The organism is Vibrio sp. 10N.261.55.F4, assembly GCF_041470465.1.
GTDB lineage: Bacteria > Pseudomonadota > Gammaproteobacteria > Enterobacterales > Vibrionaceae > Vibrio > Vibrio crassostreae_C.
This window is the reverse complement of sequence record NZ_JBFRMM010000041.1, coordinates 17,417-32,210: the sequence shown is the minus strand read 5'-3', so window position 1 is coordinate 32,210 and position 14,794 is coordinate 17,417. Positions and strand designations below refer to the sequence as shown.

Sequence of the window (14,794 nt, the reverse complement as noted above, 5' to 3'; positions counted from 1 at the left end):
TCACTTTTTTATACGGGCTACCCGAGACCTACCTTTAGTATTATTTCTATGTTGAAACCCATTGCAGCTGCTGTATTTCTTGTTGTGTTATGCGTTGCGTCATTGATGATTGGAGTCGCTGAAATCAGTTTTAGTGACTTTTTCAATGGCAACCAACACGCCAACTCTATTTATATTGTTAGTCGGATCCCTCGACTACTCGCGATCGTGCTTGCCGGAGCGGGATTGAGTGTTTCTGGCTTGATCATGCAGCAAATCGTACAGAACAAGTTTGCCGCGCCTTCGACGATGGGCACCATTGACTGTGCGATGTTGGGTTACATTGTCGGCATTCTAGTGCTAGGCAATGCTGCGCAATGGAGCTACTTAGGCTTTATCTTCGCGTTTGCAGTGTTTGGCACCATGCTATTGGTTCGCTTCCTACAACACCTCAAGTTTAAGAACGCGGTATTGGTGCCTTTGATTGGCATTATGTATGGCAACGTTGTTTCGTCTCTAACAACCTTTATTGCTTATAAGTACGACTTAGTACAAACCATGTCGGCATGGACTATGGCGAACTTTGCGAGCGTGTTGCAGGGCAGCTATGAAATCCTTTATCTCGCGGTGCCTGCTTGTGTATTGGCTTACTATTTCGCGAGCCAGTTCAGTGCGGCGAGCATCGGTGAGAGCTTCGCGAAAAACATCGGTTTGAATTATCAGAAGATCGTCTTCATTGGTGTTGCGTTAGTGGCTATCAGTGCCTCCTCTGTGGTGATGATCGTTGGTGTTATCCCATTCCTTGGCCTTATCGTGCCGAATATCGTGTCGCTGATGATGGGCGATAACATGAAGAAGATTCTGCCTTGGACTGCCTACTGGGGGGTGATCTTGGTGTTGGCTTGTGACCTGCTAGCTCGAATCGTCATCTTCCCTTATGAGATTCCAATCTCGATGGTAATCAGCATCTTTGGTGGCATGATTTTTATTTACCTAATCATGAGAGACAAGTCGAATGCGTGATTCAGTAAAAATTGCGATTCTGGCTATCGCGTCTTTGGGTATGACAGCGCTATTCATCGGGCAGGGGCTGACGTGGGATAACTACGAGTTCTTCTTGTCTCTACGACTACCTAAACTACTGTCAATTGTGTTGGCGGCGGTGGCGATTTCTGCATCGTCATTGGTGTTCCAAACCATTACTAATAATCGAATTTTAACCCCATCCATCTTGGGCTTTGATAGCTTGTATATGCTGGTTCAAACGGTACTTCTGTTTGTGTTTGGCAGTACCAGTTTCTGGGTGATTGATTCAATCGCAAACTTTTCATTGTCTGTGACTGTGATGATCTTGTTCTCGTTTGCGCTGTTCCATTTTTACTTCAAGAGCAAGCGAAACAACGTATTTACACTGTTGTTGATTGGTATTGTGTGCGGCAGCGTATTCTCAAGCTTGGCTAACTTCCTTGCGATGTTGATTGACCCGAACGAGTTTGCCGTGCTGCAAAATGTGATGTTCGCGAGCTTCAATAACGTGAAAGGTGAACTGGTTTACCTCAGCCTTATTCCACTGGGTTTGAGCTTGCTTGGCCTGTGGTTGTTGGCTCCCAAGCTTGATGTGCTTTGGCTTGGTGTTGATAACGCGACAAGCTTGGGCGTGAACACCAAGCGATTGACTCAGATTACCTTAGTGATTGTGTCAGTGATGGTCGCAGTATCGACTGCTTTGGTTGGCCCTGTGCTGTTCTTTGGTTTAATCACCGTGAGCTTAGCTCGTCAGATATTCAAATCTTATCAACATCGTGTGCTTATCATCGCGAGCAGTTTGTTAGCGGTCGTTCTATTGGTTTCAGGCCAATGGTTTATCGAAAAAGTAATGGCGTTTGAAACCACTGTGAGCGTGATCATTAACTTGGTCGGCGGTTTGTATTTTATGTTCTTGTTGTTACGCACCAGAATTCAGTAAAGGTAGTATGTAGTGATTAAATTAACAGGTTTAAGTAAGAAGTATGGCAAGACACTTGTGGTGGATGATGCCAGTGCCATGTTCCCGAAAGGAGAAGTGACTTCTATCATTGGCCCAAATGGTGCGGGTAAAAGTACGCTGCTTTCTATGGCGAGTCGCTTAACCGAAAGTGATGCGGGCGAGGTCGTTATTGGCGATAAATTATTGGCTGAATGGGATACCAAAGAGCTTGCGAAGCACCTTGCTGTGTTAAGACAATCAAACAACATCAATATGCGATTTACGATTCGTGAGTTGGTCTGTTTTGGGCGTTTCCCACATTCTCAAGGCCGCTTGAAAGACGAAGATCATAAGATCGTCGATACAGCGCTAGAGCACCTTGGCATTACCGATATCCAAAACAGATACCTTGATGAATTGAGTGGTGGTCAGCGTCAAATGGCGTTTATCGCGATGGTTGTGGCGCAAGATACGGATTATGTGTTCTTGGATGAGCCACTAAACAACCTAGATATTAAACACTCTGTAGAAATCATGCAGACGCTACGTCGTCTAGCGCATGAGTTTAATAAGGCGGTGGTTATTGTGATTCACGACATCAACTTTGCTTCTTGTTACTCAGATAACATTGTCGCGATGAAGAGGGGCCAAGTGGTTAAGTCGGGCAAGGTCTCTGAAGTGGTTGAAAAGTCAGTGATGGAGTCGATTTACGAGATCCCATTTGAGATTCGTGAGTTCGATGGTGTTCGAATCTGTATGTATTATTCAGGTCGTTAGATTACTGAATAACTCGGTTGTTTTGCTTTCTAGCCGTTGAACGAAAAGAGCTCCCATATGAGGAGCTCTTTTTGTTTTCGGATAGTATCTGTGTTGTTAGTGAAATGTTGCAATGCAAAGGTGATTCCCCTTGTATAATAATAACTTAACTGACGTAATATTGACTGGTCGTACTTCTAATAACGCCAGTTTGAAGTCACTCACAGATCTACTCTTCATTTTTGAAAATCAATTGCTTTTTTTCTGCTTAACCTCTAAAAACCGTTCTACACTAGGGTTATAACTGTTTGATTTGTATAAGAGGTATCAATGAGTCGGAAACCCATAGTGTTAGTCGTGGATGACACCCCAAGTAACTTGGATGTGTTAACGGCAATACTCAAAGATACTTATCAAGTGAAAGTAGCGATTAACGGCACAATTGGTATCAAAATTGCGAAGATGGTGCCGCAGCCAGACCTTATCCTCCTTGATATCATGATGCCTGACATCGATGGTTACGAGGTGTGCCGCCAACTTAAAGCTCAGCCGAATACGGCTCACATTCCTATCATTTTCGTGACCGCCACAATTGGTCCAGAAGCCGAAGTAAAAGGGCTCTCCTTGGGGGCTGTCGATTACCTAACCAAGCCGATAACCCCTGCAATTGCACTCCAGCGTGTGAAAACGCATATCGCACTTTATGACCAACAACGCGCGTTGTTTAGTCAGGTAAAAGAGAAAACTCAAGAGATCAATCTCGGTAAGCTAGAAACACTGAACATACTGGGTAGAGCTGCTGAATTTAAAGACAATGAAACAGGCATGCACGTTAAGCGTATGAGTCACTACTGTGAAGTGCTAGCTAAAGCCTTGGGAATGACTGACGAAGATGCCGAGACGTTGCGTGATGCAGCACCAATGCATGATATTGGCAAGATCGGTATTCCTGATAGCGTATTACTCAAGCCGGGTAAATTGGACGCCGACGAGTGGACAATTATGCAAAAGCATGTCGAATATGGTGTTGATATACTTGGTAGGCAGAGTGATTCCAAACTGATGCGTATGGCTATTCAGGTGGCGCAATATCATCACGAAAAATGGGATGGCAGTGGTTATCCAAACCAGATAGCTGGTGAAGGTATCCCATTGGTTGGAAGAATTGCTGCTGTGGCTGATGTGTTTGATGCTCTAACGGCAGAACGCCCTTATAAAAAAGCTTGGAGTGTCGAAGATGCTTTGGCTTTAATCACTGAGCAGAAAGGTAAGCATTTTGACCCGACTATCGTTGATCTGTTTTTCATTAAATTGCCAGAGATTCTAGAGATTAAAGAGAAGTTCAAAGATGAGTGACCTCTGGCAGATGTGGGGTAAGTGGGGTAAGCGTTATGTCATCGCCATAATTTTGTTTGTTGTATTCGTTGTTCGTGCCGCTAGCGTTAACGCTGAGGCTGCTCCGGATCAACAACCAAACCTATGGCAAGATCCTGATCGTGAAATCACGTTTGTTACACTATCCAGTCATTATCCTTACTCATTTATTGGTGATGACGGAAAAGTCGACGGGATTATTCGAGATTGGGCTTACGATCTTGAAGAGCGTTTCAACGTAAAAACCAACTTCATCAGCGTAGATTCTCATGCTGAAGCAAAGCAAGCTTTGTTAGACGGGAAAGGCGATGTGTTTCCGTTTCAACAGTTTGATCCCAGCGAAGGAGGACGTTTCCTTCAAACTGATCCTTATATCTCGTACCAAATTGCCGTCATTCTTCCTACCGAAGATCATCTCAATAATAAAATAGAGCAAGAGGCCAAAAGGCGAATTGCCATGGTTCGAGAAAGCATCGACCTAAAGCGATCTGGCGTGCAGCTTAGTTCGATTGAGAGAGTTGAATTCGATACGGCCATTGATGCTATTCGTGCATTAGAAGATGGGTCGGTTGATGGCTTACTGGCTGAACCTGTAACCACCATGGATCTTGCTCATAAAAGCGGAGTCGAGAATTTAGCGGTCAACCATGTACTTGATCGCTGGAAGAACATCAAAGCAGCCATGGTTATTCGTTCAAACGACAATGAGCTGCTTAACTTATTGAATCAACAGATTGCAACGTTTGATATCAGTAAAAAGAACCGCATTTTATCTAAATGGTTAGATGACTCGCCTTATCGCTCTCCCATTAAAGGTGTATTTGGATTCGGCAACCCGCCTTACATGTATCCAGACAGTACTTCTGTTGGCTTAGAGCATGACATTATGCAAAGGGCATTGAACGATATGGGGTATCGATTGGGTGACGTTGTCACTTTGCCTCGTACTGCAGCTCGTCAAGCTATCGATAACAACAACTCAATATCATTTGTTTCTGGCGTTCAACTTGATGACTCTTCATTGCACTTTGTCAGTGACAAGGTGATGGATGTTGATTTTGTGCCAGTGTCATTAAAGAGGCGTAAGCTGGATTTGAAGTCGGCAAAAAATTTGTCCTTAGGTGCATTGTTGTTCGATGAAACATCGCCGATTAAAAACTCCGTAGAAGTGTTGGAAAGCCAATTGAGCATTGATCGGATAGATGATCTCGACAGCTTAGAGTCGGCGTTTTCCCAACTGAGAGCTCAAAATGTTGATCTCCTGATGGTAGAAAGGCGCGTATTAACCTGGTTTGTCACCAATACCCGGTTTATTGAAATGCGCGAGATTCAGATCCATGAAGATTATAAAGTCAGTTATCCCATCTACGTGGATTTCAGGGGGGCTGAGCTAAGAGACCGCTTCAATGCCGCATTGGCAAACCTGAAAAGGGAAGACGGGGAGTTTGAGCCAATTCTTAGAAGACAAATTAAGAACGACCTGACTCCGGTTCTGAAGAAGGCCGATATTATTGCTCAAATCTCAGCGTACTTTATTGTTAATGATCGCTTTGACGAATTGCCTAAGATTTTTGACATATTTGATGCAGATAATACTTTCATGGTTATTTCGACACTGGCTGATAATAATAAGCGACCGCTTGAATCTTGGTTCCTAGGAGATGTATCAACGCCATCATTGGACAAGAAAAACACCTCTAAATTGTCATCCGTAACGAAAGGCGTTGGCTATAAAACGCAGACGGGCAGCACCAATGCTGGGTTTATGACGTTCTATTTCGATGTGGATTCCGTGGAAGGAAGTTATGTTTATTTCCCTGCCATTGAGCAGTTTGATTCATTCGGAGATGGTGCAAAACGTTATATTTCAGATGTTTATCAATCGAACAGTTTAGCCGGTGAACTTCTTAATCTTAGTCAAAATGAACGTCAGTGGATAAAATCTCATCCAGTATTGAAAATCGGTATTGATCCTAACTCTTTGCCTTATGAAGCCGTATCGAGCAAAGGGGAATACATCGGCATGATCGATGATTACCTAAAGCTGATCGAGCAGAAAACAGGTTTACGCTTGGAACATGTTGATGTCGGCAGTTGGCAGGAGACTCGACGACTCGTTGACCATAGAAAAGTGCACCTTGTGTCGGCCGCTGTGGAGAATCGTTCGCTTGGCGAGGGCGTGAAGGCGGGTAAGCCGTTATTTTCTAGTCGTTTGGCTATTGCCTCAAGACGAGATGTGAACAGCCTTGTCTTAGAAGAAGCTGCAGGTTGGAAAATAGGTATTTTAGAAGGGGGAGCCAACACAGAAGCTATTGTGGATAGTTACCCTGAGATCAATTGGTCGATGGTGTCATCGACTAATGATGGATTAGAGCTCGTCGAATCGGGTGAGTTTGATGCGATGATTGATACCGTTGACGTCTTAAATTACTTAATCGACTCATTTGGCTATCGAGGAATTGGCATCATCGGTCGATTAGACTTCTTCCTGTCGCCAACTCTGCATGTCATCAAATCTGAACCTTTGCTGTTGTCTATTGTGAACAAAGCGATAGGCAGTATCTCAGCTGAAGAACACCAGAAGATCTCTGCAAAATGGGCTGCACCCAAAGCGATAGAAAGAGTTGATTATCAATTGGTTTACACCATTTCGGTTTTTTCTCTGGTGATCCTTCTTCTTATTATTTTCTGGAATCGTAAATTAGCGAAGCAGATCAGTATTGCTAAGGAAGCGACCGAAGCTCTGGAAAAGGCGCAGAACCAACTCTACAACATGCTAAATAGCTCTCCAATTGCAGCCAGCGTGGTATTTGAAGAAGAGGTTCGTTACGCGAATGATACGGCGAAACGTTTGTTTGGCGTGGATAATCAGGCGTTGTCTTCTATCGACGTCGCTGCTATCCATGACTCGCTGAGCGTTCGTGATGGCGTGCATAAAGAGCTCGACCTTAACGGTAAAGTTGAAAATAGGGAGTTGGTACTCAGAAAGTCTGATGGAACCCGATTTGTTGCTTTGGTCAGTTACTATCTTTTTGAGATTGATGGTGAAGTCGCCACACTATTTTGGGCATTCGATATTTCAGAAATGAAGCGCCTTAACGAACAATTGGAAGAAGAGAAACAGAGAGCCGATTTGGCGAGCCAAGCTAAATCGGAATTCTTAGCCAATATGAGCCATGAGATAAGAACCCCAATGAACGCCATTATTGGCTTGTCTTATCTGGCGATTGGCGAAATATCTAATCCTGTCGCTCGAAATTATATTGAGAAAGTGCACCGTTCTGGCCATTCGTTACTCGGTATCATCAATGACATCCTTGATTTCTCAAAGATAGAAGCTGGACAACTTGTTATTGATAACGTCCCGTTTGATCCCGTAACGACCTTTAAAGATGTGATTGAGCTGATGGAGTCGAAAGCGGCTGAGAAGCAGCTCAATTTGTCGATGGTCATAGACTCTGAGTTAGACACGCCATTGCAAGGCGATCCATTGAGGTTGTTCCAAGTCATACTCAACCTTGTGGGTAACGCGATTAAGTTTACGGAAAAAGGCAGCGTAGCGTTAACGGTGGAGCATGTTGACTCGAACGATAGCAGTCTAACCATGAAGGTGAGTGTGATGGATACCGGGATAGGCATCTCGGATGGGAACCGTCACAAGCTGTTTGAAGCCTTTAGCCAAGCGGATACCACAACGACACGTCGGTTTGGCGGTACAGGGCTTGGACTCAACATTAGCCAGAAATTAGTGCATGCGATGGGCAGTCAAATTACGGTGGAGAGTGTTTACGGGCAAGGCAGTGAGTTCTCCTTTGTACTGACATTGCCACGATCAAGCTCGGATGCGTTAGCCGACTTCAAAGCCCAAGAACTGCAACTGGATTACCAGATAGAGTTCAAAGGCCAAAGAGTGTTATTGGTTGAAGACAATGAGCTGAACCAAGATCTAGCCTTAGCATTTTTCAGTCGCTCTAAATTAAATGCCGATCTTGCTGAAAACGGAAAGGAAGCGCTGGAGTTAGCTAAAAACAACGACTACGAAATAATCTTCATGGATCTTCAAATGCCGATTATGGACGGCTTTGAAGCTACCCGTTTGATTCGTGAATTCGATATAGATGTACCGATTATTGCAATGTCAGCCAATGTTTTTGCTGATGCGAAACAACGAGCGAGGGAAGCGGGTGTCACGGACTTCTTAGACAAGCCTATTGTTATTGATAAAGCGATGTCTCTGATTACTCGATACATTGTTCCTGAGGTATTAGTTGAAGGTAGAACGCATTCAGATGCGATACAGACAGGTGATTCTGATGAGAGTGCGGAATTACACTCTGATACTCACATAAAACCGCCTGTTTTCTCTCAGTCGAGGTTTGAGCAACTGACTTATCATGATGTGAAACTGCAAGCCAAAATGCTGGATAGGTTCTGCAAAGGATCACCAGACATGATGTCGGATGCTTTTGATAGCTTAGTACAAGGCGAATGGGAGACGTTAGAGCGTAATCTACATACCTTAAAAAGCATGGCAGCTTCGATTGGTGGGTTGCGATTGGCAGAGTTACTCAGTGATTTAGAAAGCAAAGCGCATAACAAGGCGTGTGATGAAGAGGATCTTAAACAAGGTGAGCTTGGGTTAATTGAACTGATTAAAGCAGTTGAGATCAGCTTTGATGTGCCTGGTGCCAAAGGATCTAATACGACAAGTTCTGAAGTAGCCGATGTGAGTCTTGCTGATACCTCTGACTCACCGAGCATCACGTCAGAACAGCATGCTCAGTTGCTATCACTGCTGGATGCGTATGATAACGATGCAACTCAATATGTGACTGAGTTACTGGCACAGTATCCACATTCTGTTGTTCTTAAAGATGTTCAAAGTGCGTTAGATAATTATGACTTTGAACGAGCCAAAGAGGGGCTTGGCGCTTCTGAGTAGTTGTCTTTTATAAATATCACTTCAACATTAAAGCCTTTAGCTCTTACAGCGAAATAACGCGCTAGCTAAAGGCTTTAAATCTATCTATACCGAACTAACGACTCACGTTCTGTTTGATTAGCTCAACAACCGTATCGTATCGGTGCGGCAGTTTTCGGTTTCGTTTTTGAACCAGATACAGTATTTCCTCAACCTCTACTTTGGGTGGCACAACGTGCAACTTGTCTCTTTCTGGGAAGTGTTCAACCGCGCCAGCCGGTAACACGGTAAAACCTAATCCTTTTGATACGGGTAGCAAGATCTGGTGAAGCTGATTGATGTAGCCAGATCTTGGTATCTCATTAACGTTGATGTTCGCTAAGTCTTTATCTCCGCAAAGGTCGAAATACAAAGAAAGATAATGTGCAGAATCTGGGTGGGCAATCAGGCCAATGTCATTCAATACTTGCGGCGTTATCTCTAAATCAGCAAGGCTGTGGTGAACAATAAGACACAGTGCTTCTTTGCCGATGACTTGGCTTTGGTAGTAGCTGTCGTTCGGGGAATGCCTAACAATGCCGATATCGGTAGTGCCTTCGCTTAGGTCATTCAATATCTTTTTGTTTGGAGCGGCTTCTAAGTTAATGCTGAGCTCTTGGTGTTGCTGTTGAAGTTCAAGAAGCTTTGGATACAGACGCAAAGAGAGTGAGCCAGAGCAAGACAAGTGACATTGCCCAGCATAAGGGTTATCAAAACTCAGAGACTCAAAAAGATCTTCTTGGTCTTTCTCTAGTTTGATCGCATAGCGATACATAATCCGACCCTGTTCGGTCAGTTCGAAGCTCTTGTTTTCTCGAGATAGCAGGTCACAATTACAAGCTTGTTCAAGCTTCTTGATGTGTTGGCTGACTCCAGGTTGTGTCATATACAACTTTTCTGCCGTTTGGGTGAAATGGCCAACTTCAACCAGAGTCTTAAACGTATTGAGCCAAAGTGGATTAATCATACTCACCTTCAAATACTAAAGCCTATAAATAACAGAAAATTATTATTATCTTAAGTAATGATAATTTCAACTCTAGCGTCTTAAGTAACGCTAATCAAAGTCATGTGGTGGTAGCACTCTATATTGGTCTATTGGTCTATTGGTCGCTTTGTAGAGTTGCTATGAGTAACAAAGTGTTGCGACTTTGTTGAATTTTTGGTCTATTGACCAACTGTGCTCATATTTAGGAACGAAGATGAATAGAAATGTTTGGCTGCTCTCACTTTGTCAGGCCTTGTTGATGACGGGTAACATATTACTGATCTCTGTGATTGGTTTGATCGGTAAGCAGATTGCACCCAGTGTCAGCATGATCACCTTGCCGGTTGCACTGCAGTTTTTGGGTTTAATGGCAGCCACTATTCCAGCATCTTTAATTTCAGGCAAGTTAGGGAGAAAGCGAGGATTTAGCATTGGTAATGTGGTTGGCATTACAGGAGCTAGTCTTGCCACCTACGCACTGTCTCAACAACATTTCTATTTGTTTTGTTTCGCTACGTTCTTACTTGGGATAGGCATAGGTTTTGGCACGCTTTATCGTTTTGCTGCAATCGAGGTGTGTGATGAAAATGCCCGTCACCGAGCGATCTCTATCTCGATGGCTGGTGGCGTTTTAGCCGCGGTATTAGGACCAAATTTGGCGATTATGTCGCAACAGTGGTCGCAAGATGGCTTGTACATTGGTGCTTTTGCTTCTTTGATTGGATTGAACATTCTTGCGTTACTCATCTTACAAACAATTCAGTTTCCAAAAGTCTCTTTTAATAGTCAGGCACCTAAATCCGATCCTCTCAGTGTGATAGTAAAAGCGCCTAACTTTATTGGCGCAGTGTTTGCTGCCATGGTCGCTTATGCGGTGATGAATATCCTGATGACAGCAACGCCATTGGCAATGATTGGTTGTGGCTTTGATTTTACCAAAGCAGCGGGCGTCATTGAGTGGCACGTATTGGGGATGTTTGTTCCTGCATTCTTTACTGGTTCACTTATCGAGAAGTTTGGCTCAAGAATGATGATCTTGGCAGGCGGGGTTCTGTTCGTCGTCTGCATCGCGATTAACATTCATGGCGAATCTATCTGGCACTTCAGAGCGGCTCTAGTTGTGCTTGGTGTCGGTTGGAACTTTATGTTTATCGCGGCAACAGGTTTGTTTAGTCAGTCCTACCAATCGCAGAATAAAGCTAAGGCACAAGCGTTTAATGAATTTATTGTCTTTGGCTGTGTGACGATTACCGCCATGCTCTCTGGCTGGCTAGAATCGACAGCAGGGTGGCAGAACCTCAATATCTACGTATTACCATTCGTGTTAGCTGTTATCTTGCTGTTCGCATTCAGTGCTCGTAAATCGCGTATTCAAAAGCAGCCTGTGTAATGGCTCATCGAATGGTGGTTCAGTAAATTTGTTACTGTGATTAAAACCCTAGTATCTCGAACTGCGACCAATAAAAAGCCCTACCAAATCGGTAGGGCCTTTGCTTACGGCTTAAATAATAACGTTTTCTTAAAACTGCTGTCTTGGCTTATATCCTGTGACAACAGTACTTAAGCTTGTGTTGTAAATACGCATGACAGAGCCTGCGATGATTTACAGGTCGACCAAAATCGTTTTGGTGGTAATTCCACCTTGGTCATCGATTATCTTTAGCGTCACTTCGTGCTTTCCGTATGAAGGGAAGATTGACGTGAATGTGCGACCACGTTTGACCTTTCCATTTGGAAGTGTCCACTCGGTATCAACAATACGACCATCGCTGTCTGAACTTGTAGACCACATGGTTACCCAGCGGCCCAAGTGAATGTACTTCGCGCTCGCTTCTGGAAGGGCGTTTGGAGATTCAACACTCACTACAGATCTAAATGAATCGGTAGCGCCTTTGTCGTCGACAACAGTCAAGTTCAACGTGTATTCACCGGCCTGTTCATAAGACCAAGTTGGTGCCACTTCGGTACTTGTTGTGCCGTTCCCAAAGTCCCACAGGTACTGGGTGATCTCACCGTCTTGGTCTGAGCTGAAGTTGTTTACAGAAACATTCAGGCCAGTCACATTCAGCTCGAAGTTCGCAGTAGGAGCGACGTTGTGTTGGCTTACTTTAGATAAGCGAACCACACCGTATTCGTTGTTATCACTCTGATTCACAATATCGACCGCTAAACCAAACTCCGTCAGGATGCGTCCTGAATCTGGTGCTTGAGGCGATGTGTAATCTTGGTCATCCGAGAAGCTAGCATTGCCAACCAAACTGGTATCTTCGAGTACATCGTTGTCGCTGTTTACAAGACGCATTGGAGTATGATCTTTGAGTGAAAACGCTGCGTCTCGAACTTGGTAGCGTGTTTGAGCCGCTTCACCAGAGTTTGCCCACACCATGGCATTTTGGTCTGCATCGACCACGCCTAACCAACCTTCACCAGGGTGTTTACCTACCCAGTTGTCGGTTAGTGATTCGTCGACGTACCAAATGATCAAGCCAGGGTCGAATGACATCAGTTGTCCCATGCGTTTGATGTTCGCTAGGCCTTCATCAACATCCATGTGGCTGCGCCATTGCAATAGATAGTAGTGCTGCGCTTGATGGAATCCATTACTCAGCTTGTAACCATTAAGGGAGAAGGTGGAGTTGCTCTCAGCATCATCTATTGAGGTGACTTCACCATCAACGACAACACTGAGGTTATCCAGATAGAAGCCTTCCATTGCTAAGCCGCCATCGGTGATGTACTCAAATGAAAGTTCAACTTCTTGTCCTGCCCATTGTGAAACGTCGAACTCAGCGTTAACCCATCCGCCAGATTCGCCGCCAATAGCAGGAACGAGGTCCGTGTTGTATGGGTCGTCCATTGAGGTAATGTTGCCTGCAATGGCTTGTCCGTTGATTAGCACGCGAGCAAAGTCGTAGTCTTTTTCAATCTCATACCAAGTTTTGAAAGACAGCAGTGCAGAATCACCCGCTGGGATCATCAACTTGCGAGTCATACTGTTTTTCAGATCATCGCCTTTTTGAGAGTGGAATGAATACTCGCCCTCAAAGGGTTTCAGACTTTCAATCTGCTTTTCAGGAAGATCCACTTTGATCATGTTAGGACGACTGTTATCCGTTGTTTGGAACAGCGTATACACTTGTGGATTGTCTTCTAGGTCATCAATCGAGAGCTGATCATCGTTAACCCAACGTCCGCCAATCGATTTCTGTAGGAAGTGTTTTGCCCAAGAGCTGAATGCCGTTGGTTGTGTACCACCAATTTGACCAGCCCAACTGCCCGAAGACATGATTGACCAGTAAGAAACCGGTTCGCCTCTGCCTGTGTATTGCGTGTCATACTCGTCTGGTAAGCCTAAATCATGGCCATATTCGTGGGCACAAACACCTGCAGCCGCATCAATCGGTTGAATGGTGTAATCGAACGCCGCGTATTGGCCACCAAATCGATCTGGAAGCGAGCTAGAAGTACCTTCCAGTACATGAGTGCGACCAAGGTTGAATCGGTGAGACCAAATCGCATCAGGGCCTAACACGCCACCACCGGCTTCTTCGCCTACCGATGCATGAAACACCATCAGGTGGTCAATCACACCATCGGGTTCGCGGAAATTTCCGTCACCGTCGTAATCGTAACGATCTTCGATGTCGTAATCGGCAAGGTTGATACTCGGATCTTGCGCCAGTTGATTTAGCGCTTCACGAACCAGTTCTTGGGCGTTTAAGTCGTTGTCGGTGGTAGGGGAGTTGCCACCATAGAATGACGCAGGCTTGGAGGCGCGATACCAACCTGCCGCTTGACCTGCAACGCTGTAACTGTCACCAGATTCGCTTTGGTAATATTGGCGCATCGAGATTAGGTTCTCGCCGTTGGGCCCTGTGTAGCCAGAATTTGAGAACAACAGCTCTTGATAATGCTCTGGATTGTAGCTCTCATAGAGCATCTGCGTGTGCTCTTCGGTCAACTTGTTGTCATCCCAGTTCAAATCAGGGAAATCGACCAATAGAGCGAGTACTTTATCGGTGCGCTTGGTGCCGACTTCTAAAGCAAAGACACTCGCTTTTTTAACGCCAGACCCTTTTTCTATGGCTTTGAGTATTTTTGCGCGTTGCTCAAGTGCTTTTTTTCCGAATTGAGCATCGCCTTTGAAACCGGAATTGATTTTATTTTTCAAGTAACGGTCAAGCGCATCCTGCTTTGCCACATCGGTTGCATCTTGGTCGACTAAGCCTTGTCTAACTAGCATTTCAATGAGTTTGTCTTCATTAACTACGCCTAAATCAATAGGTGTTTTTGCATAACCACTGACGCTAAATAGAGTAAGCATTGCTGAAGCCAACAATGTTCTTCTCATCATTTTCATTATATTTCCTTTTTATATTTCCATGTCGATATCAGTATCAACTTGCCTTATTCGGATCTGTTGTCCGAGTTTGGCCTAATACACTCTTGTGGTGTCTTATTTAACTGACGTGTGTTTGTTGTATTTTTTTTATCTTCTATCTCTTTTGTATTGGTTGTCTCTTTTCTATTTTTTGAATCAAACGGAGTGCTCTTCACTTTTTTAGCGTTGAGATAGATACGCAAAGCTTCTTGATTTTCCTCATAGGTTAAGCCTGAACAGATAACACCTTGTTTTATCAATGACTTCAGCAATAGTTCGTCGTTCTCAATAGTGGAAGCCTGTGACAGTGAGGAAAAAATTAGAACCATTAAAGCCATTGTTTTGTGTGACATTATTATATCAAGCCATCAGTTTTGATTATGTAACAAA

The 14,794-nt window shown here is 44.3% G+C and carries 9 protein-coding genes; 6 read left to right on the top strand and 3 right to left on the bottom strand.

Translation table 11 applies throughout. The features are described from left to right. The first annotated feature begins 48 nt into the window (after positions 1–48). From AB4249_RS18785 to AB4249_RS18765, 5 genes are all read left to right on the top strand, one after another. Positions 49–1,002 carry an ABC transporter permease gene (locus tag AB4249_RS18785; RefSeq protein ID WP_017061896.1) on the top strand — a complete coding sequence of 318 codons (954 nt, stop codon included), beginning with the start codon at positions 49–51 and terminating at the stop codon, positions 1,000–1,002. Further along, the gene (locus AB4249_RS18780; protein ID WP_372104389.1) at positions 995–1,945 is read left to right on the top strand and encodes an iron chelate uptake ABC transporter family permease subunit; all 951 of its coding nucleotides are present in this window, start codon (positions 995–997) and stop codon (positions 1,943–1,945) included. Before AB4249_RS18785 ends, AB4249_RS18780 begins: the two co-directional genes overlap by 8 nt. A gap of 12 nt (positions 1,946–1,957) precedes the next feature. Continuing rightward, positions 1,958–2,722, top strand: a complete 765-nt coding sequence (locus AB4249_RS18775) for an ABC transporter ATP-binding protein (protein ID WP_102257601.1) — start codon at positions 1,958–1,960, stop codon at positions 2,720–2,722. A gap of 309 nt (positions 2,723–3,031) precedes the next feature. Next, the gene (locus AB4249_RS18770; RefSeq protein ID WP_372100316.1) at positions 3,032–4,057 is read left to right on the top strand and encodes an HD-GYP domain-containing protein; all 1,026 of its coding nucleotides are present in this window, start codon (positions 3,032–3,034) and stop codon (positions 4,055–4,057) included. Then, on the top strand, positions 4,050–9,017 hold the full coding sequence (locus AB4249_RS18765) for an ATP-binding protein (protein WP_372104386.1): 4,968 nt from the start codon (positions 4,050–4,052) through the stop codon (positions 9,015–9,017). Before AB4249_RS18770 ends, AB4249_RS18765 begins: the two co-directional genes overlap by 8 nt. A gap of 94 nt (positions 9,018–9,111) precedes the next feature. Here AB4249_RS18765 and AB4249_RS18760 read toward each other — a convergent pair whose 3' ends face one another. Further along, positions 9,112–10,002: a LysR family transcriptional regulator gene (locus AB4249_RS18760; RefSeq protein ID WP_372104383.1), complete on the bottom strand. Its 891-nt coding sequence runs from the start codon at positions 10,000–10,002 to the stop codon at positions 9,112–9,114. A gap of 235 nt (positions 10,003–10,237) precedes the next feature. On the opposite strand from AB4249_RS18760, the gene AB4249_RS18755 reads away from it, so the two are divergent. Continuing rightward, positions 10,238–11,413, top strand: a complete 1,176-nt coding sequence (locus AB4249_RS18755) for an MFS transporter (protein ID WP_017061890.1) — start codon at positions 10,238–10,240, stop codon at positions 11,411–11,413. 213 nt (positions 11,414–11,626) lie between these two features. Here AB4249_RS18755 and AB4249_RS18750 read toward each other — a convergent pair whose 3' ends face one another. Together AB4249_RS18750 and AB4249_RS18745 are read right to left on the bottom strand one after the other, a co-directional pair. After that, positions 11,627–14,383: an immune inhibitor A domain-containing protein gene (locus AB4249_RS18750; protein ID WP_372104380.1), complete on the bottom strand. Its 2,757-nt coding sequence runs from the start codon at positions 14,381–14,383 to the stop codon at positions 11,627–11,629. Positions 14,384–14,430: 47 nt separating this feature from the next. Further along, the gene (locus tag AB4249_RS18745; protein WP_102428996.1) at positions 14,431–14,757 is read right to left on the bottom strand and encodes a hypothetical protein; all 327 of its coding nucleotides are present in this window, start codon (positions 14,755–14,757) and stop codon (positions 14,431–14,433) included. Between the last annotated feature and the right edge of the window lie 37 nt (positions 14,758–14,794).